Origin of the sequence: Streptomyces vulcanius (assembly GCF_042653945.1) — a bacterium.
Taxonomy (GTDB): Bacteria; Actinomycetota; Actinomycetes; order Streptomycetales; family Streptomycetaceae; genus Streptomyces; species Streptomyces mangrovi.
Genome location: NZ_JBHSFK010000013.1, coordinates 90,565 through 111,736, shown reverse-complemented (window position 1 = coordinate 111,736; position 21,172 = coordinate 90,565). Strand labels below are relative to the sequence as shown.

Here is a 21,172-nt window from a genome sequence, read left to right as displayed (position 1 = left end):
TCACACCCCGGCCGTCGCCCTCACCGTCGAGGCGATCGTCGCCGAGCCCACCACGCGCGTGTCGTCGTACAGGACGATCGCCTGGCCGGGGGCGACGCCGCGGACGGGGGCGTCGAACGACACCCGCAGCTCGCCGTCCACCAGCTCCGCACGCACCTCGGTCTCGCCGCCGTGGGCGCGGAGTTGGGCGGTGTACGACCCGGGGCCGACGGGGGCCGCTCCGCACCAGCGGGGCTTGATCGCCGTCAGCGCGGTGACGTCGAGGGAGGCGGCCGGGCCGACGGTCACGGTGTTGTTCACCGGGGAGATGTCGAGGACGTAGCGCGGCTTGCCGTCGGCGGCCGGGGTGCCGATGCGCAGGCCCTTGCGCTGGCCGATGGTGTAGCCGTACGCGCCCTCGTGGGTGCCGATCCTGGTGCCCGACTCGTCGACGATGTCGCCCTCCGCCTTGCCCAGCCGGTTCGCCAGGAAGCCCTGGGTGTCGCCGTCGGCGATGAAGCAGATGTCGTGCGAGTCGGGCTTCTTGGCGACCGCGAGGCCCCGGCGCTCGGCCTCGGCGCGGATCTCGTCCTTGGTGGTCACCGTGTCGCCGAGCGGGAAGAGGGCGTGCGCGAGCTGCCGCTCGTCGAGGACGCCGAGGACGTACGACTGGTCCTTGGCCATGTCGGAGGCGCGGTGCAGCTCGCGGGAGCCGTCCTCGCGGACGACGACCTGTGCGTAGTGGCCGGTGCAGACGGCGTCGAAGCCGAGGGCGAGGGCCTTGTCCAGGAGGGCCGCGAACTTGATCTTCTCGTTGCAGCGCAGACAGGGGTTGGGGGTGCGGCCGGCCTCGTACTCGGCGACGAAGTCCTCGACGACGTCCTCGCGGAAGCGGTCGGCGAGGTCCCAGACGTAGAACGGGATGCCGATGACGTCGGCGGCGCGGCGGGCGTCCCGGGAGTCCTCGATGGTGCAACAGCCCCGCGCGCCCGTGCGGAACGACTGCGGGTTCGCGGAGAGCGCGAGGTGGACGCCGGTCACGTCGTGGCCGGCTTCGGCGGCTCGGGCGGCGGCGACGGCGGAGTCGACCCCGCCGGACATGGCGGCGAGTACGCGAAGGGGGCGCGGGTGCGAGTTATCGGTCATAGCCCTTCCAGGGTACGGGGCGCCGGGAACCGGAGCCCGCGAGTATCCGTTGACGATCACGAGGGCGACGAAGGGCGGGCAGGACTGGTGACGGAGGCGAGGCGGAAGGACTCCGACCGGCGGATCGGGCGGCGTGCGCTGCTGGTCGGCGGGGCGGCGGCGGCCGTGGGGTCGGTGGCACTGGCGCGCGAGGAGCTGGCGCAGCTGTACTGGCGGCTGCCGGGGGTGCGCAGACCGCGGGTCGAGGGCGCGGTGGACTACCGGGGCGCGCGGTGGGTGGCGGCCTCGGAGGCGAACTTCCGCTGGGCGGACCGGCCGGACGACTACGGGATCGACATGGTCGTCATCCATGTCACCCAGGGCGATCTGGCCAGCGCGGTGGCGGCGTTCGAGAATCCGGGTCACCGGGCGGCGGCGCACTACATCGTGGGCCAGGACGGGCACGTCACGCAGATGATCCGTGAGCTGGACGTGGCGTACCACGCGGGGAACCGGGCGTACAACGAGCGGAGTGTCGGGATCGAGCACGAGGGCTTCGTGGACCGGCCGGAGGACTTCACCGACGCGATGTACACGGCCTCCGCGCGGCTCACGGCCAGGATCTGCGGGCGGTACGGCATACCCGTGGACCGGGAGCATGTCATCGGGCATGTGGAGGTGCCGGGGACGGACCACACCGATCCGGGGGAGCACTGGGACTGGGACCGCTATCTGCGGCTGGTCACCGAGGCGCGCACCGCCTCCACATGAACAGGCAATGTGACGCAGGTCTCATGTGCTCAATATCGTGAACGATTGATGAGCGTGAGCCGTCCGATGTGTCCCCCACCCCGAACATGACCTGCGACGTGCCAACTCGACTTTTTTTCAGGGGAGTTGATCTGCTGGGTGGCCGCACAGGATCCTTGGCTCCCCGCTAGGTTCGACTCAGTCTTTACATAGCCCTTAGCTCAAAGCTCCGGGCCATGACCCACACCACGGATCCCGCCTCCGGCGCGGGAGAGCAGAGCAAGGGCGCCCACGCGAGGAGCGGCAAGGGCGAGCACACCAAGAAGAACCGGAGCAGCAAGGGCCTGCACCGGCGGAAGTTCCTCGGCGGGATGGCCGGGTTCGGTTTCGCCGCCATCGGCGTGGGGGGCGGCGCGGTCGCCCTGCTGACCGACGGCAACGCCAGCAAGGCCTCCGCGGCCGACGCCACCGCCACCCTCAACATCCCCGACCTGCTGGAGGGCACCTCGTCCGACGGCACGGTCACCTACACCCTGACGGCGAAGACCGGCACCGGCGAGGTGCTCAGCGGCGTCACCAGCACCACGGCCGGCTACAACGGTTCGTACCTCGGCCCCACCATGAAGTGGACCAAGGGCGACACCGTCCTGCTGAACATCACCAACACCCTGGGCGACGACACCACCGTCCACTTCCACGGCGCGCACATCCCGCCCAAGATGGACGGCGGCCCGCAGAACGCCTTCGCCGACGGCGAGACCTGGTCGCCCACCTTCGAGATCCTGGACGAGGCGAAAACCCTCTGGTACCATCCGCACGCCCTGGGCACCACGGCCGAGCAGGTCGTCAAGGGCCTGGCCGGACTGATCATCGTCGAGGACGACTCGGACGTCTCGGCCGCGCTGCCGAGCGAGTACGGCGTCGACGACATCCCGATCATCCTGCAGTGCCTGGCGGTGGACAGCGCCGGCGACATCAAGTACGACGCCGCCGGTTACCGCCTCGCCGGCGTCACCTTCCCGGTGCTGGTCAACGGCACCAACGTCGACGCGACCACTCTCGGCTTCACCGCCACCAAGAAGCGCACCCGCTTCCGGGTCCTGAACGCCTCCCCCTCCGACATCATGACGGTCCAGCGCAGCGACGGCGGCACGCTCACCCAGATCGCCACCGACCAGGGCTACCTCACCGAGGCCACCGAGGTGACCACGATCCGGCTGGTGGCCGGCGCCCGCGCCGAGTTCGTCCTCGACCTGGAGGACGCCGTCACGCTCCAGGCCGTCGTCACCACCGGCTGGATCCGCGGCGGCAGCGGCACGTACGACTTCCTGACCGTGACCCCGGACGCCACCGACACGCCGGCCGACCTGCCGAGCGCGCTCAACACCATCACCCGCTACGACACCAGCGACTTCACCGCGCGGACGATCACCCTCGGCCAGAACGGGGCGACCATGCTGATCAACGGCTCGGCGGGCACCACCATGGCCGGGATGGCGATGATCAGCACCACACTGGACTCCGAGGAGATCTGGACGATCACGAACAGCACACAGCTGGAGCACTCGTTCCATCTGCACGACGTGCCCTACCAGGTGATAGAGATCAACGGCGAGGAACCGACCGGCGTCAATCTCGGCTGGTTCGACACCTTCGAGGTGGTCGGCGGCGGCTCGATCAAGATCGCGATGAAGTTCACCGACTTCACCGACGACACGTACATGTACATGCTCCACTGCCATCTCCTGCAGCACGAGGACGAAGGCATGATGGCCTCCCTCATGGTCACCGAGAGCTAGCAGTTCCGGCCTCCCGGGAAGTGGCTGCCGCCGGCAGTGGAAGTGCCGGCGGCAGCCACTTCCGATCAGCACGGCGGCGAGCTCGCCGTCCCGCTCCTCGCAGGCCTGGAGCAGCCGTTCCTGGTCGTCGACGCTGTGGGCGAGCCGGCCGGGGCGGGTCGGACTGAGGTGACGGAGCATCAGGGTGCGCGGGGCCAGGGAGCCGGCCCACAGCGCGCTCCTGGAGTTGCACATGGCTCCAGAAGTACGCGTCGACGTTCCCCTCGTCTGCGAGGCCGCGCATCTCCTCGACCCGGCCGCGCAGTTCGGCGAGTTCCCCGTCGGTGGCCCGCTCGACCAGCAGCGCGGCGAGCATCGACAGGAGCTGGCGGCGCACCTGGTAGATGTCCCGGATGTCCTGGAGGGAGGGCGCGGCGACCCGGGGCCGGCGGCGGGCCTTCATCTCGACCAGACCCTCCTGCTCCAGGACCATCAGCGCCTCGCGCACGGGGGTGCGGCTGGTGTCGAAGCGCCGCGACAGATCGACGCTGTTGAGGTCCTGGCCGGCCGCCGGCCGGCCCTCGATGATGCCCGCGCCCACCCACTCGGCGATCCGCGTGACCAGCGGCTCCCGCCGGTCACGCAGCCGCAGCAGCCGTGCGAGCACCACATGCGTGTGCTGATCGGTCATCCGGCGGCCTCCCCGCGCGTGTCGCGGAGCAACGTCTCAGGTCAGGCCCGCGGCCCTCGCCCGTTTGACCGCCGGTCCGATGGCCGCGGCGACCGCCGCCACGTCGGCCTCGGTGGAGGTGTGGCCCAGGGAGAAGCGGAGGGTGCCGCGGGCCAGGTCGGGGTCGGTGCCGGTGGCGAGCAGGACATGGCTGGGCTGGGCGACACCGGCGGTGCACGCGGAGCCGGTGGAGCACTCGATGCCCTGCGCGTCGAGCAGAAGCAGCAGGGAGTCGCCCTCGCAGCCCGGGAAGGTGAAGTGGGCGTTGGCCGGGAGGCGGCCCCCGGGTGCCGGGTCGCCGCCGAGGATCGCGTCGGGGACGGCCTCGAGGACCGCGTCGGCCAGGGAGTCGCGCAGGGCGCCGATCTCGCGGTCGAACCACTCGCGGCGCTCGGCGGCGAGGCGGCCGGCGACCGCGAAGGAGGCGACGGCGGGGACGTCGAGGGTGCCGGAGCGCACATGGCGTTCCTGGCCGCCGCCGTGCAGGACGGGGACGGGGGTGTACTGGCGGCCCAGCAGCAGGGCGCCGATGCCGTAGGGGCCGCCGACCTTGTGGCCGGAGACGGTCATCGCGGCGAGGCCGGATCCGGCGAAGTCGACCGGGACCTGGCCGAAGGCCTGCACCGCGTCGGCGTGCAGGGGGATCCCGAACTCGGCGGCCACGTCGGCGAGGGCGCGGACCGGCATCACTGTGCCGATCTCGTTGTTCGCCCACATGACGGTGGCGAGGGCGACGTCGCCGGGGTCGCGGGCGATGGCCTCGCGCAGTGCCTCGGGGTGGACGCGGCCGTGGCTGTCGACCGGAAGGTACTCGACGGTCGCGCCCTCGTGCTCGCCCAGCCAGTCCACGGCGTCGAGGACCGCGTGGTGCTCGACGGGGCTGGCCAGCACCCGGGTGCGGGCCGGGTCGGCGTCGCGCCGGGCCCAGTACAGGCCCTTGACGGCGAGATTGTCCGCCTCGGTGCCGCCGGAGGTGAACACGACCTCGCTGGGGCGGGCGCCGAGCGCCTCCGCGAGGGTCTCGCGGGCCTCCTCGACCGTTCGCCTCGCCCGGCGGCCGGACGCGTGGAGGGAGGAGGCGTTGCCGGTGATGCCCAGGTGTGCGCTGAGTGCCTCGACCGCCTCCGGGAGCATCGGGGTGGTCGCGGCGTGGTCGAGGTATGCCATGGTGGCCCCGATTCTACGGGGCGGCTCCGGGGAATCTGGTCGCCAGGTGCCGGGGAGCGCTTCGGTGGCGGGCTCAGAAGCCCCAGGACACGGTCGAGTCCAGCTCCATGAAGGCCAGCAGGACCAGCAGGTCGGCGACGCCGAGGGTGAGGCCGAGCCAGGCACGGCCACGGCGGGCGGTGCCGCGCACCAGGGCGACCGACGCCAGCACGATGGCGATGGGGCCGAGGAGGATGTTGAGGACGAGCAGGCCGAGCAGGCCGAGGACGAAGGACGCGACGGCCATGCCGTCGGTGTCGCGGACACCGGTGTCGCGTGGGGCGCGCTCGGTGGTGGCGGGTGCGGTGAGCTGCATGGTGGTTCGACTCCTGAGTCTCAACGGGCCTGTCGGCGGGCGTGGCGCTCGCGGAGCGCGAAGACGCCGAGCCATACGGCGATCACGGCGGCGGCGACCAGGGTGAAGCCGATCGGCGCGTGGGCCACGGTGCCCATGACGATGCCGAGCAGCAGCAGTGCGGCGACGAGGAACAGCATGGGATCGGATCCCCCTCCGTTACGTCCGTTACGGTTGAGTGAACAACTGTGGTTACAACTGTTCACTGACTCACAAGTCTAGCGTGCGCTCCGGCTTTCCAATTACGGAGAACAGTTGTTAACTGGATGACATGAGTCACACCCTCGGCATCCGGCAGGCCCAGAAGCAGAAGACCCGGCAGTCGCTCCTGGACGCGGCACTCGGGCTGCTGGAGGAGCAGAGCCTGAGCAGCCTCGGTCTGCGCGAGGTCACCCGCGCGGTGGGGGTCGCGCCGACCGCCTTCTACCGGCACTTCCGCTCGACGGCGGACCTCGGTGTCGCGCTGGTCGAGGAGGCGCTGGGCAGCCTCCACCCGATGATCCGCGACACGGTGACGTCCGCCGAGTCCAGCGACGAACGCATCAGGCGGGCCGTGGAGTTGATAGAGCGTCATGTGACCACGCACCCGGCGCACGTCCGGTTCATCGCCCGTGAGCGGCACGGCGGGGTACAGCCGGTGCGGGAGGCGATCCGCGCCCAACTGGGGCGGTTCGCCGAGGAGGTGAGGGACGAACTGGCCAAGGACCCCGAGGCGGCGGGCTGGAGCGACGACGACCTGCTGATGCTCTCGCATCTCTACGTCGACCAGATGCTGATCACCGCCTCGCTCTTCCTGGAGTCCCTGGAGGGCACGGAGGGCGAGGAGCCGGCACCGGAGGAACGGGAGCGCATCGTCCGGCGCGCGACCCGCCAGATGCGGCTCATCAGCCTCGGCCGGCACCACTGGCTGGACTGAGCCCCCGGCACGCGCGGGGGCGGCGCACCCGTCTCCGGGTACGCCGCCCCTGCGCGTGAGTGGACCGGCCGGTCAGCCCTGCTGCTGGGCCTGCTGCCCCTGGCCGCCGCCCGGACCGCCACAGCCACCGCCCTGGCCACCGCCACCGGGGCCACCCTGGCCGCCGGGACCGCCGCTCGGCGCGCCCGAGGGGACACCGGTCGGGCTGCCGGTCGGGGTACCCGTCGGCTGACCTGAGGCGGCACCGCTCGGCGCGCCCGAAGGAGCACCGCTCGGCGCACCGCTGGGCGCACCACTCGGCGCGCCGCTCGGCATGCCGGACGGCGCCTGGCAGTTCTGGGAGCCGGAGTTGCCGCTGGAGGACGACGAGGAGTCGCCCGAGCCACAGGCCACGAGGACGAGGGGCGAGAGCGCCAACAGGGCCACCGCGGGAACGAGACGCACACGCTTCATGAGAGACAGCTCCAAGCACGATGAGGAAGTCCTGAGGCGGGCACTCAACCAACGGCGGCTGAGCCTTCCTTGGGCCCCTTCTGTCCCCTGCCTGTCAATGAGGTAAAGCACGCCCCATGAAACCCCGCTGACCTGCGGATCCATGACTCCTGGCCACTCAGTGCGCTGGTACAGCTCCGTGACAGAACGCCCGGCCGGGCCGCGAGCCGCTCGCGCGGGGCACCGCTACCCGAGCCTGACCCTGGCCAGTTGCCGGGACTGGGCCACCAGCCGGTCCGCGCTGTCCCAGACCTCCGCGTCCTCCTCCAGGAAGCCGCCCGCGAGATTGCGGGTGGTGATGGAGACACGCAGGGGGCCCGGGGCGGGACGGCAGCGGACGTGGACGGTGAGTTCGACCGTCGGGACCCAGCCGCGCAGGCCGATCTCGAAGGCGGTCGGCGGCAGCGCGTCCACGGCGAGGAGCAGGGAGAGCGGGTCGGGATCGCGGCCGTCCTTCAGGCCGAACCAGGCCCGCATCTCGCCCTTGCCGGAGGGCTGCCCCAGCGCCCACCCCAGGGTGGACGGGTCGAGCTTGAGCATCAGCCGGTCGGCGATCGCCGAGCCGCCGTCCACGGGGGCGGGTCCGTCTTCGGGGCCGAAGCACTGCTCCATCGGCGGGAACGCGGGCGGCTTCGCCGCGGTACGGACGTCGTCCGGGAGGGAGTCCAGGTCGCCGTAGGAGGCGAGGACGCGGATCCGCTCGACCTCGGTGCCGTCCTCGTCGTACTGGAGGAGCGAGGCCTGGCCGGTCGACAGGGTGCGGCCGGTGCGGACCACGTCGGTGCGGACGACGGCGGGGCCGGGCCGGGAGGCGGTGAGGTAGTGCGCCGAGATCGTGAACGGGTCCCCGTGCGGCAGGGCGTCCGCGAGGGCACGGCCGAGGACGGCGAGCAGATAGCCGCCGTTGACGGCGCCGAGGATCGTCCAGCCGGCCGAGAGGTCGATGTCGTAGACGCCCGGTGCGCGGCGGGTGAGCGCGGTGTCGCGATCGAACTCACTGCCCACGGCGATTGCTGCTTCTGACATGGCTGAACAGTACAACAGGAATTACTAAGCGGTAGCTTTGGCTCGGCTGGTGAAACATCAGGGTGAGACGCGGGCAATTTCTTGGTAAGTGTCCCTACTGGTCCGTCAACCCGGCGCCCCTGTGTTCCTTCTATGAGGGCATGAGCCTCACCGGGACCGCTTTTCTCTACACCCTGATCGTGCTGGCCGCCGTCGCCGTCGCGCTGCCGCTGCTGCTGTGGTCGCGGCTGCGCGGACCGCGGGTCCTGCGGGCCGTCGCCCGGGTGGTGATGCTGCTGTTCGCCCAGGGGACGGCCGTCGCCCTCGTCTTCGTGCTGGTCAACAACGCGAACAACCTGTACGACACCTGGGGCGATCTGCTGGGCACCGGCGACCATGTGCAGCAGGCGGCGGACCTGGGCGCCGACGGCACCGGCGGTATCTCGGTGAACCGGCTGCCCAAGGTCAGACAGCAGTTCACGCGGGCCCAGGGAGCGGGCATGCGCCAGGCCGGCGGGGTGCGCGTCACCCAGCTCCAGGGCCGGGTCTCCGGCGTCAACGCCGAGGTCTACGTCTGGCTGCCCCCGCAGTACGACCGCCCGGCCTACCGGCACCACCGCTTCCCGGTGGTGGAGCTGCTGCCCGGCTACCCGGGCTCCCCGAAGTCCTGGTTCGGCTCGCTGCGCGCGAACAACCAGCTCGCGCCGCTGATGCGCGAGGGCAAGGTCGCGCCGTTCATCCTGGTCGCCCCGCGCACCACCCTGCTGCCCGGCATCGACACGGGCTGCGCCAACGTGCCCGGCACGGTCGACGCGGACTCCTGGCTGAGCGTGGACGTGCCGAAGATGGTCATGGACAACTTCCGCGCGCTGCCCGCACCGAAGGGCTGGGCGGTGGCCGGCTACTCGGCCGGGGCGCACTGCGCGGTCAAGCTGGCCGTCGCCCACCCCGACCGCTACCGGGCGGCGGTGAGCCTCTCCGGCTACAACGACCCGATCGGCGAACGGGACTCGCTCACCGCCCAGGACCCGGCCCTGCGCCGGTCCACCGACCCGTATCTGATGCTGGCCCGGGCCGCCGCCCCGCCCGCCGTCGCGCTCTACCTCTCCGGCCAGCCGGGCGACGGCTACCAGGCCGCCCTCGCCCTCCAGCGGGAGGCGAAGGCGCCGACGGCCGTGCACGTGGTCTACATCCCGAAGAGCGCGGGCGGCCACACCATGGCGCTGTGGCGGCCCCAGGTGATCCCGGCGTTCCGCTGGCTGACCACCCAGCTCGACCAGCACCGCGCCACCACGCCGCTGAAGGGGCTCACTCCTCCCGTACCGTCGAGCGCCGGTTCCACGCGCGAGGCGCTCGCCAGTGGTACCGCATCGCGAGCAGGCGCAGTACGAAGGCGGTAGCTGCGGCGAGCGCGCCGGCAGCAGGGGTGAGGGCGTCCCAGCGGATGCACAGCGCCACCATCGTGGCGCCGACGATCGCCGGGACCGCGTACAGGTCGCGGTCCCAGCGCAGCAGCGAGGGCACCTCGTTGGCCAGCACGTCCCGCAGCACACCGCCGCCGACGGCGGTGGCCAGGCCGAGGGCCGCCGAGGCGGTGAGGCCGAGACCGTGGCCGTACGCCTTCGTCGTGCCGGTGACGCAGAACAGGCCGAGGCCGGCCGCGTCGAAGACGTTCACGGCCGACTGGATCCGCTCCACCTGGGGGTGGAGGAAGATCACCAGGAGGGCGGCGAGCAGCGGCGTGAGGAAGTACCCCAGGTCGGTGAAGGCGGCCGGGGGCACGGCCCCGATCACCAGGTCCCGGAACAGCCCTCCGCCCAGCGCGGTGACCTCGGCGAGCACGGCGATGCCGAACACGTCGAAGTTCTTGCGGACGGCCAGCAGCGCGCCGGAGATCGCGAACACGAAGATGCCGACGACATCGAGCGTGTGCTGGACGGAGGGACTGAAAATCTGCTGGATCACCTTTACATTGTCACCCAACAGCGGGCGTGCACCTTACAAACCCAGGCCGTACGGCCTCACAGCGACGGTTTCCCAGAGGTGAAGAGCCAGGTCTGGAAGAGGTCGTCGAGCTGCTGCCCGGAGACCCGCTCCGCGAGGCGGACGAAGTCGGCGGTGTCCGCGTTGCCGTACCGGTGGAGTTTCGTCCAGGCCGGGAGCAGCTTGAAGAAGGCGGTGTCGCCGATGCGCTCGCGCAGTACCTGGAGGGTCATCGCACCGCGCTGGTAGACGGCCGAGGCGAACATGGTGTCGCGCTGCGGGTCGCCGACGACCGTCTGCCAGAAGGCGGAGGTGGCGGGGCGGGAGTCGTAGCCGGCCAGGAAGGAGTCGTGCGCCGAGCGGGTGCCCTGGTGCTCGGCCCACAGCCACTGGGCGTAGGTGGCGAAGCCCTCGTTCAGCCAGATGTCCTTCCAGTGCGCCACCGAGACCGAGTCGCCGAACCACTGGTGGGCCAGTTCGTGCACGATCGTCGTCTCGTTGCGCACCGCCGAGTAGACCGGCTTGGACTGCACCTCCAGCGAGAACCCGGCCTGCGGCATGTCGTCGACGATCGCGCCGGTCTCCTCGAACGGGTACGGGCCGAAGACCTGCGACCAGTAGTCGGTGGCGGCGGCCGTCACGCCGTACACGTCGACGTTGTTGCTGTTCGCGAGGACGGGGTCGATGGCGACGTAGATCGGGATGCCGCCGGGGGTCCGCCCGGTCTTCACATCGAACTTCCCGATCGTGGCGGTCGCGAGATAGGTCGCCATCGGCTTCTTCTCGCGCCAGTGGGTGTACGTCGAGCCGCCCTTGTCGTACGTCGAGACCAGCCGGCCGTTGGAGACGCCGGTCAGGCCCTTGGGCGCCTTGATCCGGATGTCGTAGGTGGCCTTGTCGGAGGGGTGGTCGCTGGACGGGAACCAGGTGGAGGCGGCGTTCGGCTCACAGGCGACGAAGACGCCGTCGGCGGTCTTCATCCAGCCGTAGTCCGAGCCGAAGACGATGGGGCCGCCGAGGGGTTCGGGGACGCCGCCGTAGGTGACGGCCACCTCGAAGGTGCGGCCCTTGCGCAGACTTCCGCGCGGGGTGATCCGGATCTCGTCGCCGTCGCGCGTGAACGGCGCGCGTCTGCCGTTCACCTCGACCCGGGTGACCTCCAGTTTCTGCAGGTCCAGATCGAAGGACGAGAGGTTCTGGGTGGCGCGGGCGGTGATCGTCGTACGGCCGTCGAGGCGGTCGGTGTCGGGGTTGTACGCGAGGCTCAGGTCGTAGTGGCGGGCGTCGAAGCCGCCGTTGCCGAGCTGCGGGAAGTAGGTGTCGCCTGAGCCGTCGGCGCCCGGGGCGGGGGCGGGAGAGGCGGCGATGACAAGAAAAGAGGCCGCCGCTGTCGCGAGGGCCCCTAAACGTGCCGAACGGGAGAGCGCCATGAGTCGTCCCTTCGAACGTGTTCCGATCATGCGGACACGAAGGACTCTGCGCTCTCCCGTTCGGGCATGTGCATGACTTTGCCAACTCGTCATGCGCTACTTGTCGGTTGACTCCTGGCCTTCGGTCTTCGCCGTCTCCGTCGGCTCGGTCGGCTCGGTCGGCTCGGTCGGCTCGGTCGGCTCGGTCGGCTCGGTCGGCTCGGTCGGCTCCGTCGGCTCGGCCTGCTCGGAAGCGACCTCCGCCGCCACCGCCGCCGATGTCTCCGCCGACTCGGCCAGCACCTCGTCGGCCACCAGCTCCGCCGCTTCCTTCGCGACCGCCAGCAGCACGGTGTCCTGCGGGGCCTGGTCCGCGAAGTTCTCCGGGTGGTGGCAGGCGACCTGCTGGCCGGTGCGCAGCTCGACCAGCACCGGCTCCTTGGTCCGGCAGACCTCCGTCGCCTTCCAGCACCGGGTGTGGAAGCGGCAGCCGCTCGGCGGGGAGATCGGCGAGGGCACGTCGCCCTTGAGCAGGATGCGCTCGCTCTTGGCGTTCTTGCGCCGGGGGTCCGGGATCGGCACCGCCGACATCAGGGCCTTGGTGTACGGGTGCATCGGCGACTTGTAGAGCAGGTCGCGGTCGGCCAGCTCCACGATCTTGCCGAGGTACATCACCGCGATCCGGTCCGAGACGTGCCGGACGACGGAGAGGTCGTGCGCGATGATCACGTAGGTCAGGCCGAGCTCCTCCTGGAGGTCGTCGAGGAGGTTCACGACCTGGGCCTGGATCGACACGTCCAGCGCGGAGACCGGCTCGTCCGCCACGACCAGCTTGGGGTTCAGGGCGAGCGCGCGGGCGATGCCGATGCGCTGGCGCTGACCGCCGGAGAACTCGTGCGGGTAGCGGTTGTAGTGCTCGGGGTTGAGACCGACCACCGACAGCAGCCGCTGGACCTCCTTCTTGACGCCGCCCTCGGGCGTGACGCCCTGGAGCTTGAAGGGGGCCCCGACGATCGTGCCGATGGTGTGGCGCGGGTTCAGCGACGAGTACGGGTCCTGGAAGATCATCTGAACGTCGCGGCGCAGCGGACGCATCCCGCTCACACCGAGGTGCGTGATGTCCTTGCCCTGGAACTCGACCTTGCCGCCGGTCGGTTCGAGGAGCCGGGTGATCAGCCGGCCCATCGTCGACTTGCCGCAGCCGGACTCGCCCACCACACCGAGGGTTTCGCCGGAGCGGACCTCGAAGTCCAGGCCGTCGACCGCGTGCACCGCCCCGACCTGCCGCTGGAGCAGGCCCTTCTTGATCGGGAAGTGCTTCTGCAGCCCGGTGACCTTGAGCAGGACCTCGCGGTCGGCCCGACGGGGCTCGTCAGCCTGCGCGGGAATCGTCACCGCTTTCTCGTCACTCACAGCTTCGGCGCAATCTCTTCGGTCCAGATCCGCTCCCGCTGCTCCGTGCTCAGGTGGCAGGCGGCCCAGTGCCGGCTGCCGACCTCGGCGAGCTCGGGCCGGACGGTGCGGGTGACGTTGTCCTTCGGGAGGTCCGCGTACGGGCAGCGCGGGTTGAAGGCACAGCCGGACGGGATGTTGATCAGGGAGGGCGGGGAGCCCTTGACCGGGATCAGGCGCTCCTGCTGCTCGCGGTCCAGCCGCGGCATCGAGCCCAGCAGACCCCAGGTGTAGGGGTGCCGGGGCTCGTAGAACACCTGCTCCGCCGGGCCTCGCTCGACACAGCGGCCGCCGTACATCACCAGGATGTCGTCGGCGAGTTCGGCGACGACGCCCAGGTCGTGGGTGATGACGATGACCGCGGAGCCGAACTCCTTCTGCAGATCGCGGATGAGGTCGAGGATCTGCGCCTGGACGGTCACGTCCAGGGCGGTCGTCGGCTCGTCCGCGATGAGCAGCTCGGGGTTGTTGACCAGCGACATCGCGATCATCGCGCGCTGGCGCATACCGCCGGAGAACTCGTGCGGGTAGCTGTCGACCCGCTTGTCCGGCTGCGGGATGCCGACCCGGTCGAGCATCTCGACCGCGCGCTTCTTCGCGGTCTTCTTGTCGACGTCGTGGTGGATCCGGTACGCCTCCACGATCTGCTGGCCGATCGTGTAGTACGGGTGCAGCGCCGACAGCGGATCCTGGAAGATCATCGCCATCTCGCGGCCGCGCAGCTTGCGTACGTAGTCCGGGTCGGCGCCGAGCAGTTCGGTGCCGTTCAGCCAGATCTCGCCGGAGATCTGCGCCTTGCGCTTGCCGTACTGGCCGGCGGTGTGCAGGCCCATGATGCCGAGCGAGGTCACCGACTTGCCGGAGCCGGACTCGCCCACGATGCCGAGGGTCTTGCCCTTCTCCAGCTGGAAGCTGAGCCCGTCGACGGACTTGACCAGACCGTCGTCGGTCGGGAAGTGCACCTTGAGGTCGCGCACTTCCAGGAAGGAGGACGGGGCCGCCGAGACGGGGGTGGGCTCGCCCACGGCCGCTCCGGTCTTGCTGAGGTCGGTCATGCGAGCCTCACTCGGGGGTCGATCACGGCGTAAAGGATGTCCACCACGAGGTTGGCGACGAGCACCGCGAGGGAGGTGATCAGGGTGACGCCCAGGATGATGGGCAGGTCCTGGTTCTTGATGGCGCCCAGGACCGCCTGGCCGAGGCCGGGCAGGTTGAACGCGGTCTCGGTCAGGATCGCGCCGCCGATGAGGGCGCCGAGGTCCATGCCGAGCATGGTCAGGATGGGGGTCATCGTGGAGCGCATGGCGTGCTTGCCGATGACGGTCTGCTCCTTGAGTCCCTTGGCGCGGGCGGTGCGGATGTAGTCCTCGCCGAGGATCTCCAGCATGGTGGCGCGGGTGATCCGGGCGTACATCGCCGCGTAGAGGAACGCGAGGGTGATCCACGGCAGGATCATGCCGCCGAACCAGCCGGTGAAGCTGTCGTCCAGGGGCACGTACTGGCCGTCGAACAGGTCCAGTCCGTAGACGAAGATCGACAGGGCGATCATGCCGGTGAAGTAGATCGGCAGGGAGACACCGGAGAGCGCGATGACCATCGCGCTGCGGTCCCACAGGCTGCCCCGCTTGAGCGCGGAGAGCACACCCGCCGCGACACCGAGGACCAGCCACAGCACGGCGGCACCGAGCGCGAGGCCCAGGGTGACCGGGAAGCGGTCGGTGAGCACCGGCCAGACGGCCTGCTCGCTGCGGAAGGAGTAGCCGAAGCACGGGGCGGCGCAGTGGATGGTGTCCCCGCCGCCCGTGTAGGTACGGCCGGCGAAGATGCCCTTGAAGAACTCCCAGACCTGGACGTAGATCGGGTCGCTCAGGCCCAGCTTCTCCCGCACGCCCGCGATGGCGGCAGGGTCGGCCTGCTTGCCCACGAAGCTCAGCGCGATGTCGACGCCCGCCCACTTGGGGATCAGGAAGAAGATGCCGAAGACCACCATGACGATGACCACAAGCATCACTGCGGCGGCGAACAACCGCCTGATGAGGTAAGCGAGCACAGCTCTCGGCCCGCCGCGGACCGCGGGCCACCGGAGGTCTTCCGATGGCCCGCGGTCACGCCGCGCCGGCCTTCACCTGCCTTTCGTGCCGTTCGGCGGGTGTGCCGGGTTTACTTCTTGGGGTTCTTCAGGGCGAGGTTCACGAAGTCGTACGTGCCGTTCTCGCCCGCGCTGGTGTAGACGTTCGCCAGGTTGTCCGAGCGCCAGTTGATCGTCTTCTCGAAGGTGAAGGGCAGGTAGTACGCGCCCTCCATCACCTTGTGGTTGATCTCCGTGGCGATCCTGGTCTTGCCGGCGTCGTCCAGGGTGGTGACGTAGGAGTCGAACAGACCGTCGATGGTCTTGTCCTTGATGAGCGCGTAGTTGTTGTTACCGCTCTCCGCGATGTACTTGCTGTCCCACAGCGGCAGACCGAAGCCCTGGACCGTCGGGAAGTCGGCGCCCCAGCCCATGATGATGATGCCGTAGCCCTTCTTCTTCACGTTGGTGGGGCTACCGATGATGCCGGAGGACTGCGAGCCGTCGAACTGGTCGATGTCGGCGGTGATGCCGATCTTCTTCAGCGACGCCTGGAGCGACTGGGCGGTGGCCACCTCGGCCGGCTTGTTGTTGCGGACCGCGATGGTGGTCTTGAAGCCGCTCGGCTGACCGCAGGCCTTCAGGGCCGCCTTGGCCTTGGCCTCGTCGCCGTTCTTGCCGGCACCGGCGATCCCGTACGGGTCGTACTTCTGGCCCTCGCCACCCGGGAGGAACGGCGGCAGCATGTTGGTGCCGATGTCACCACCGGCGACCGGGCCACCGCGCGCGGTCTGCAGCGACACGTGGTCGGCGCCGTAGATCACGGCCTTGCGGCACTCGGCGTTGTCGAACGGCTTCACGCTCTGCGGGAAGACCGCGTAACGGATGTACCCCGTGGTCGGGTTGTCCAGGTTGGCCTTGTGCTCCTTCAGGGCGGTGGTGCGGCCCTGCGGCGACATACCGGTCTGGTTGATGTCGAGGTCGATGTCACCGTTGATCAGACGCTGGTCGAGCTGGTTGGCGTCCGAGAAGAACTTGACGGTGATCTTGTCCGGGTACGCCTTGCGGATCGGGTCCGAGGCCTGCTTCCACGCGGTGTTGCGGACCAGAGTGAGGTCCTTGCCCGGGGTGTACGACTCGAACTTGTACGGGCCCGAGGAGAACGGGTGCAGGGTGTACTTGGCCTTGGTGTCCTTGTCCTGACGGACCGGGGAGGCCGAGACCAGCGACAGGATGTCCTGGAAGTCCGAGTTGGCCTTCGGCAGGTGGAAGACGATCGTCTTGTCGTCGGGCGTGTCGATCGCCTTCAGACCGAGCTTGTCCTTGGTGGTGTCCTTGTAGGGACCCTTGTACGCGCCGTCGGGGTCGAGGATGTCCTTCAGGTACGTCGGACCGCCGGAGAGCACGTCCTGCGCCCACACGCGCTCGATGCCGTACTTCACGTCCTTGGACGTGATCGGCTTGCCGTCCTCCCACGTGATGCCGTCACGCAGGGTGTATGTGTAGGTCTTGCCGTCGTCGGTGACCTTGGCGAGACCGGTGGCGAGGTCCGGGGTGAGCTCGGAGCCCGCATCACCGGCCGCGGCCTTGTTCGTGACCAGCTGGCGGCTGTAGTAGCGCGCGAAGTTCCACATGAAACCGTAGTAACCGCGCGTGGTGTCCCAGAAGTCGGCGTCCTGGGCGCCGCCGAACTTCAGCGTGCCGCCCTTCTTGGCGAGGGATGCCTGGGCGACCTTCTTGTTCGCGGCGTCGTAACCGGCGGCGCCGGTGGCCGAACCCTTGCCGTTGCCGCTGTCACTGTCACCGCCGCCGCACGCCGCCGTGGTCAGCAGCGCGGCGACCGCGGCGACAGCGGCAAATGCCTGCTTCCGCCGCCCTGAGGTGCGTTGGGTAGTCACGATTCTCGGATCCTCCGGATTAGATGAGAGACCCCGTGTCAGTGCCACGGGACGTTTGGGGTGCGGGTGTGGTGCGGGCTGTGAGGTGAGCTGTGGTGCGGCGGTTCAGCGGGATCCCTTCGGGTCCAGCGCGTCCCGGACGCCGTCGCCGAAGAGGTTGAAGGCCAGCACGGTGATGAAGATCGCCACACCCGGGACCACCATGTACATGGGGTCGGACTCGTAGTAGTCGATCGCGCTCGAGAGCATCTGGCCCCAGGAGGCCGTGGGCGGCTTGACGCCCACGCCCAGGAAGCTCAGGGCCGCCTCGGTGAGGATGTTGGTCGGGATCATCATCGTCGTGTAGACGACGATGGGGGCGACGAGGTTGGGCAGCAGCTCCTTGAACAGGATGTACATCTGCCCGGCGCCCAGGGAACGGGCCGCCTCGACGTACTCGCGCTCGCGCAGCGAGAGGGTCTGGCCGCGCACCACGCGTCCGATGTAGGGCCAGCCGAAGAAGCCGATGACCACGATCATCACGAACACGCGCACGCTGGAGCCGCTCAGGCCCAGCAGCTCGCTCGGCATGACGGAGACCAGCGCGATGATGAACAGCAGCTGGGGGAAGGCGAGCAGACCGTCCATCACCCGGCTGATGACGGAATCGACCCAGCCGCCGAAGAAGCCGGCGAGGATGCCGAGGACGGTGCCGAGGATCACCGCGACGACCGCGGAGAGGAAGCCGACGAGCAGCGAGATCCGGGCGCCGTAGAGGATGCGGGCGAAGATGTCGCGGCCGTTGACCGGTTCGACGCCGAGCAGGTGGTCGCCGCTGATGCCGCCGAGGGAGCCGGTCGGGGTGCCGAACAGCGGGTCGATGAGGTTCTCGTGATACTCGTTCGGGTCCTGGCCGAGCAGGTTCGTGAGGACCGGGGCGAGCAGGGCGACCACGACGAGGACGAGCACCACGACGCCGCCGGTCAGGGCGAGCTTGTCCCGCTTGAGGCGCTCCCAGGCGATCCGGCCCAGGGAACGGCCCTGAACGGCCTTGGCGCCGGCGGTTGCGACCGCCGCTTCTTCAGCCGCGCTCGGGGCCGCTTCCGCGGTCGGCTCGTGCAATGGTGCCGTCATCTGGCAGGGACCCCTCTCAACCGGCGGTGGCCGGCCCGCACTTGCCGCTGTGGCGGCATGATCGTCCGTCGTACACAGGGACGAAGTCCCCTGGACCGGGAGTCTTCAACGCTTTGGCGATCTGTAGCCAGAGTTGGCGGCGAAAGGATGCGCAAACGTGATGCGGGTAGAAGGGTTCCGTTATCCGGACGGTGGGTAACGCGGGGCGGACGGCGACGAACTGGGGCGGATATTTCCAAAGCGGATGCAATCGCCGCTATCTACGCGCGCAGAACTCCGGCCGACCGTTCGCTCGGGAAGCGGTGAGTGACTGGCGGGAGATGGCTCGTGGTCCGGTCGGGTGTCCGGACTCAGTACCGGCCGGAGGGCGGGTAGCCGTAGCCGCCCGCGGGAGCCTGGGCCGGGGCGGCCGGCACATGCGCCTCGCGGTCGTAGAACGGCCGGACGCCGGCCCGCATCCACATCACGACCGGGTCGTGCTCGTCGGTCATCGCGACCGTCGACACCGGCAGCCCGTCGGGTACGGCCCCGATCGACTGCTGCATCATCGTCCGTACGGCGTCCACGGCCGGCGGCGAGGTGTCGTACACATCGAGCCCGATGGCCAGGTACGGCGCGCCGAGCGCCGGCTGCACCCAGGCGCGGCGCAACGCCCGGACCACCGGGGTGCGATGGGCGTTCTGCGCGAGCAGGGCGTAGAACTGCGGGATCTCGATGGCCGGTTCGGACAGCCGCAGCGGCCCTGCGGGCTGGCGGTCCAGACCGGTCGCGATACGGCGCAGATCCAGCCACGGGATGCCGACGCCGCCGCCGGGGGCGTGCGGGTTCAGCCAGAGGCCGTAGTGGTCGGGGTAGAGGGTGCGGGCCACGTCGACTCCGTCGACCACCTCGTAGGAGCGGTTCCAGCCGCTCGCCGAGAGTTCCTGGGCGGAGGTCACGCAGGGGGCGTAGCCGTGGCCGTCCACCTCCATGTTCCCGTACTGGGCGTCCGGGGAGCCGGCCTGGCCGTGCCACAACAGCATCCAGACCTGGCCGGAGGAAGGGGTCGCGAGAGCGCGCAGGAGGGCCTCGTAGGCGTCGTAGCGCCCGGGCGTGACCTGGCGCAGCATGTGCTCGACCTGTCCGGCCGCGATGCCGCTGGCGCTCACCTGAACCGCCCTTCTTTTATGAGTTGCCCCGCGTTTGTGAACAGCTTAAGCGCCTACGAGCTCGGGGCCTGTTGCGCGTTTGCGAGTGCGGGTGCGCGGGGGTCGTTCGCGTAGTTCCCCGCGCCCCTTGGGTGGGTGCACTCAGCGTTGGTAGAAGGGGCGGACCCGGTCCCTCATCCACTCGGCCACCGGGTCCTGGGCGGCGTCCAGGAGGATCAGGTTGACCGGCCACTTGACCGCGACCCGGCCCATCGCGCGGCCCAGGGCGTCGAGGGGGAGTTCGCGGAGGTCGGCGTCCAGGTGGGAGACCTCGACGCCGACGAACATGACCGGGTCGGCGGTCTCGATCGCGGCCAGGCAGCGGCGGGCGGTGACGACGACGCCCGTCGCCTCGAACTCCGCGGAGGCGGCGGCCAGGAAGTCGACCGGGTCGTCCTGCCAGTCCGGTTCGAAGAGGCGGACCCGGCCGCCGCCCGCCGGGCCGTCCAGGAGGCTGCGGCCCATGCGGCACAGCTCGGCCACGGCCGGCGGCGGCAGCGGGACGCCGACCACGCCGTCCGGGTTGACGAGGATGCCGACCTGCGGGGGCAGGCCCCGGGCGAACTCGACCGCCGGGGCGATCGTGTACGACATGTGCGAGCCGGCGACCTGGCGGAACTGCTCCTCGGAGCTGAACACCGGCACGAACGCCTGGCCTTCGATCTCCACGGTGGGCAGGTCGAGGGGACCGCTGTGCGGGCCGCCGCCGTTGGGCAGGGGCACCCAGACGAAGCTGCGTCCGAGCACCTCGAGGATGCGGCCGGAGGCGGTCGGCATGCCGAGGGAGGCGGAGAGCGCCTCCTCCAGTTCGTTGCCGGGCCATCCGCCGTGCGGATGGGGGTGCGCCTGCGCCGGGAATTCCGGGAAGTCCGGGGAGACCGGGAAGTTCGCCGGGGGGAAGTCCATCTGCTACCACCTGCTGGGGACCGCTGCTGTGGCTGAAAGGCTATCGGGTGTCGGGGACTTTCCTCAGGGTCTGTGGGTCAGCCCGTGAAGCCGATCCGGCGCAGGGTGTCCGCCGCGTCCCGGTCGAGCAGGACCGCCGAGCCCACGCCCTCGGGCAGCCGGCCCTTCTCCACGGAGCGGATCAGCCGGGCGGCGGCCGTGCGGTGGCGCAGGAAGGCGTAGCGCGAGACGCCCCGGCCGCGCTCGCGCTGTCCCTCGAGGGCCGTGTCCGGGTCGACGTCCAGCAGGAGCAGGTGCAGGATGCCGCCCCGGCGGCGGGCCTCGCGGGCCAGCCAGTCGCGCACCCAGGCCTGCGTACCGCAGTCGTGTACGACCACTCCCCCGCCGGTGCGCAGCGCGCGGCGCAGCCCGGCGTAGTGGGCGAACCGGACGAGGGGGCGGTAGACCGCGTAGGGCAGGAAGCGGGGCGCGCGGGCGTCCCAGCGGTCGCGGGTGTCCTGGGAGTCGATACGGGCGCCGGGCACGGCACGGGCCATGAGCGTGGACTTTCCGCTGCCCGGCAGACCGGTGACGACGACCAGGTCGCGGGGGCCGAAGAGCAGGCCGTGGGGGCTGTGGCCGGCGCGCTCGCGCAGGTCGCGGACGACCGGCGCGGGCCGCGCGCCGGACGTCGCCCGGGTGGGGGCGGCCGGCTGTGCGGGCAGCGCGATGGCCGAGGTCGTCGCGTACGCCGTGGTCCTGTTCACCTTGATCGTCCTCCCCTGGGGTCAGACACGTCTTCTCCCCGTCGAGTGTAAAGAGAAGGTAATGCGTGGTGTCT

General features: G+C 70.1%; 21 protein-coding genes. 4 read left to right on the top strand and 17 right to left on the bottom strand.

What is annotated here, in order from left to right:
• Nucleotides 1–1,125, bottom strand: a complete 1,125-nt coding sequence (gene mnmA, locus ACFPIH_RS21195) for a tRNA 2-thiouridine(34) synthase MnmA (RefSeq protein WP_381174455.1) — start codon at nt 1,123–1,125, stop codon at nt 1–3.
• An 87-nt stretch (nt 1,126–1,212) separates the two neighbouring features.
• On the opposite strand from mnmA, the gene ACFPIH_RS21190 reads away from it, so the two are divergent.
• Together ACFPIH_RS21190 and ACFPIH_RS21185 are read left to right on the top strand one after the other, a co-directional pair.
• Nucleotides 1,213–1,875 carry an N-acetylmuramoyl-L-alanine amidase gene (locus ACFPIH_RS21190; protein WP_381174453.1) on the top strand — a complete coding sequence of 221 codons (663 nt, stop codon included), beginning with the start codon at nt 1,213–1,215 and terminating at the stop codon, nt 1,873–1,875.
• 215 nt (nt 1,876–2,090) lie between these two features.
• Nucleotides 2,091–3,653: a multicopper oxidase family protein gene (locus ACFPIH_RS21185; RefSeq protein WP_381174451.1), complete on the top strand. Its 1,563-nt coding sequence runs from the start codon at nt 2,091–2,093 to the stop codon at nt 3,651–3,653.
• On the opposite strand, the gene ACFPIH_RS21180 is transcribed toward ACFPIH_RS21185, so the two are convergent.
• From ACFPIH_RS21180 to ACFPIH_RS21165, 4 genes are all read right to left on the bottom strand, one after another.
• Nucleotides 3,640–4,323, bottom strand: coding sequence for a GntR family transcriptional regulator (locus ACFPIH_RS21180; RefSeq protein WP_381174449.1), 684 nt, complete (start codon nt 4,321–4,323; stop codon nt 3,640–3,642). The two genes, ACFPIH_RS21185 and ACFPIH_RS21180, sit on opposite strands and share 14 nt — an antisense overlap.
• A 36-nt stretch (nt 4,324–4,359) precedes the next feature.
• Nucleotides 4,360–5,529: a cysteine desulfurase family protein gene (locus ACFPIH_RS21175; RefSeq protein ID WP_381174447.1), complete on the bottom strand. Its 1,170-nt coding sequence runs from the start codon at nt 5,527–5,529 to the stop codon at nt 4,360–4,362.
• 73 nt (nt 5,530–5,602) lie between these two features.
• Complete coding sequence (locus tag ACFPIH_RS21170) at nt 5,603–5,884, bottom strand: DUF4190 domain-containing protein (RefSeq protein ID WP_381174445.1); 282 nt, start codon at nt 5,882–5,884, stop codon at nt 5,603–5,605.
• 20 nt (nt 5,885–5,904) lie between these two features.
• Nucleotides 5,905–6,063 carry a hypothetical protein gene (locus ACFPIH_RS21165; RefSeq protein ID WP_381174443.1) on the bottom strand — a complete coding sequence of 53 codons (159 nt, stop codon included), beginning with the start codon at nt 6,061–6,063 and terminating at the stop codon, nt 5,905–5,907.
• 131 nt (nt 6,064–6,194) lie between these two features.
• Between ACFPIH_RS21165 and ACFPIH_RS21160 the strand changes: the two genes are divergently transcribed.
• Nucleotides 6,195–6,839 carry a TetR family transcriptional regulator gene (locus ACFPIH_RS21160; RefSeq protein ID WP_381174441.1) on the top strand — a complete coding sequence of 215 codons (645 nt, stop codon included), beginning with the start codon at nt 6,195–6,197 and terminating at the stop codon, nt 6,837–6,839.
• 72 nt (nt 6,840–6,911) lie between these two features.
• On the opposite strand, the gene ACFPIH_RS21155 is transcribed toward ACFPIH_RS21160, so the two are convergent.
• A complete protein-coding gene (locus tag ACFPIH_RS21155) occupies nt 6,912–7,292 on the bottom strand; it encodes a hypothetical protein (protein WP_381174439.1) in 381 nt (126 codons plus the stop codon).
• 225 nt (nt 7,293–7,517) lie between these two features.
• Nucleotides 7,518–8,357 (bottom strand): thioesterase family protein, encoded by an 840-nt coding sequence (locus ACFPIH_RS21150; RefSeq protein ID WP_381174437.1) that lies wholly within the window; start codon nt 8,355–8,357, stop codon nt 7,518–7,520.
• Nucleotides 8,358–8,497: 140 nt separating this feature from the next.
• On the opposite strand from ACFPIH_RS21150, the gene ACFPIH_RS21145 reads away from it, so the two are divergent.
• The gene (locus ACFPIH_RS21145; RefSeq protein ID WP_381174435.1) at nt 8,498–9,736 is read left to right on the top strand and encodes an alpha/beta hydrolase; all 1,239 of its coding nucleotides are present in this window, start codon (nt 8,498–8,500) and stop codon (nt 9,734–9,736) included.
• Here the strand turns inward: ACFPIH_RS21145 and ACFPIH_RS21140 are convergent.
• The 10 genes from ACFPIH_RS21140 to ACFPIH_RS21095 form a co-directional block, all read right to left on the bottom strand.
• On the bottom strand, nt 9,645–10,301 hold the full coding sequence (locus tag ACFPIH_RS21140) for a trimeric intracellular cation channel family protein (protein WP_381174433.1): 657 nt from the start codon (nt 10,299–10,301) through the stop codon (nt 9,645–9,647). The two genes, ACFPIH_RS21145 and ACFPIH_RS21140, sit on opposite strands and share 92 nt — an antisense overlap.
• A 56-nt stretch (nt 10,302–10,357) precedes the next feature.
• Nucleotides 10,358–11,749 carry a M1 family metallopeptidase gene (locus tag ACFPIH_RS21135; protein WP_381174431.1) on the bottom strand — a complete coding sequence of 464 codons (1,392 nt, stop codon included), beginning with the start codon at nt 11,747–11,749 and terminating at the stop codon, nt 10,358–10,360.
• Between the two features lie 96 nt (nt 11,750–11,845).
• Nucleotides 11,846–13,141 carry an ABC transporter ATP-binding protein gene (locus tag ACFPIH_RS21130; RefSeq protein ID WP_381174429.1) on the bottom strand — a complete coding sequence of 432 codons (1,296 nt, stop codon included), beginning with the start codon at nt 13,139–13,141 and terminating at the stop codon, nt 11,846–11,848.
• Nucleotides 13,138–14,235, bottom strand: coding sequence for an ABC transporter ATP-binding protein (locus ACFPIH_RS21125; protein ID WP_381174427.1), 1,098 nt, complete (start codon nt 14,233–14,235; stop codon nt 13,138–13,140). The genes ACFPIH_RS21130 and ACFPIH_RS21125 overlap by 4 nt, the downstream gene beginning before the upstream one ends.
• Nucleotides 14,232–15,230 carry an ABC transporter permease gene (locus ACFPIH_RS21120; protein ID WP_381174425.1) on the bottom strand — a complete coding sequence of 333 codons (999 nt, stop codon included), beginning with the start codon at nt 15,228–15,230 and terminating at the stop codon, nt 14,232–14,234. The genes ACFPIH_RS21125 and ACFPIH_RS21120 overlap by 4 nt, the downstream gene beginning before the upstream one ends.
• A 110-nt stretch (nt 15,231–15,340) precedes the next feature.
• A complete protein-coding gene (locus ACFPIH_RS21115) occupies nt 15,341–17,146 on the bottom strand; it encodes an ABC transporter substrate-binding protein (RefSeq protein WP_381174423.1) in 1,806 nt (601 codons plus the stop codon).
• Between the two features lie 105 nt (nt 17,147–17,251).
• Nucleotides 17,252–18,259: an ABC transporter permease gene (locus ACFPIH_RS21110; protein WP_381174422.1), complete on the bottom strand. Its 1,008-nt coding sequence runs from the start codon at nt 18,257–18,259 to the stop codon at nt 17,252–17,254.
• Nucleotides 18,260–18,609: 350 nt separating this feature from the next.
• Entirely contained in the window at nt 18,610–19,407 is a 798-nt protein-coding gene (locus ACFPIH_RS21105) for an enhanced serine sensitivity protein SseB C-terminal domain-containing protein (RefSeq protein WP_381174420.1), read from the bottom strand.
• 141 nt (nt 19,408–19,548) lie between these two features.
• Nucleotides 19,549–20,352, bottom strand: a complete 804-nt coding sequence (locus ACFPIH_RS21100; RefSeq protein ID WP_381174418.1) for an enhanced serine sensitivity protein SseB — start codon at nt 20,350–20,352, stop codon at nt 19,549–19,551.
• A gap of 77 nt (nt 20,353–20,429) precedes the next feature.
• Nucleotides 20,430–21,104, bottom strand: a complete 675-nt coding sequence (locus tag ACFPIH_RS21095; protein WP_381174700.1) for an AAA family ATPase — start codon at nt 21,102–21,104, stop codon at nt 20,430–20,432.
• Nucleotides 21,105–21,172 lie beyond the last annotated feature (68 nt).

What these genes read in the sequence shown, in the direction of transcription:
- mnmA (WP_381174455.1), bottom strand. Translation starts at nt 1,125, where the DNA reads ATGACCGATAACTCGCACCCGCGCCCCCTTCGCGTACTCGCCGCCATG.
- ACFPIH_RS21185 (WP_381174451.1), top strand. Translation starts at nt 2,091, where the DNA reads ATGACCCACACCACGGATCCCGCCTCCGGCGCGGGAGAGCAGAGCAAG.
- ACFPIH_RS21180 (WP_381174449.1), bottom strand. Translation starts at nt 4,323, where the DNA reads ATGACCGATCAGCACACGCATGTGGTGCTCGCACGGCTGCTGCGGCTG.
- ACFPIH_RS21175 (WP_381174447.1), bottom strand. Translation starts at nt 5,529, where the DNA reads ATGGCATACCTCGACCACGCCGCGACCACCCCGATGCTCCCGGAGGCG.
- ACFPIH_RS21170 (WP_381174445.1), bottom strand. Translation starts at nt 5,884, where the DNA reads ATGCAGCTCACCGCACCCGCCACCACCGAGCGCGCCCCACGCGACACC.
- ACFPIH_RS21165 (WP_381174443.1), bottom strand. Translation starts at nt 6,063, where the DNA reads ATGCTGTTCCTCGTCGCCGCACTGCTGCTGCTCGGCATCGTCATGGGC.
- ACFPIH_RS21160 (WP_381174441.1), top strand. Translation starts at nt 6,195, where the DNA reads ATGAGTCACACCCTCGGCATCCGGCAGGCCCAGAAGCAGAAGACCCGG.
- ACFPIH_RS21155 (WP_381174439.1), bottom strand. Translation starts at nt 7,292, where the DNA reads ATGAAGCGTGTGCGTCTCGTTCCCGCGGTGGCCCTGTTGGCGCTCTCG.
- ACFPIH_RS21150 (WP_381174437.1), bottom strand. Translation starts at nt 8,357, where the DNA reads ATGTCAGAAGCAGCAATCGCCGTGGGCAGTGAGTTCGATCGCGACACC.
- ACFPIH_RS21145 (WP_381174435.1), top strand. Translation starts at nt 8,498, where the DNA reads ATGAGCCTCACCGGGACCGCTTTTCTCTACACCCTGATCGTGCTGGCC.
- ACFPIH_RS21135 (WP_381174431.1), bottom strand. Translation starts at nt 11,749, where the DNA reads ATGGCGCTCTCCCGTTCGGCACGTTTAGGGGCCCTCGCGACAGCGGCG.
- ACFPIH_RS21125 (WP_381174427.1), bottom strand. Translation starts at nt 14,235, where the DNA reads ATGACCGACCTCAGCAAGACCGGAGCGGCCGTGGGCGAGCCCACCCCC.
- ACFPIH_RS21110 (WP_381174422.1), bottom strand. Translation starts at nt 18,259, where the DNA reads ATGACGGCACCATTGCACGAGCCGACCGCGGAAGCGGCCCCGAGCGCG.
- ACFPIH_RS21100 (WP_381174418.1), bottom strand. Translation starts at nt 20,352, where the DNA reads ATGGACTTCCCCCCGGCGAACTTCCCGGTCTCCCCGGACTTCCCGGAA.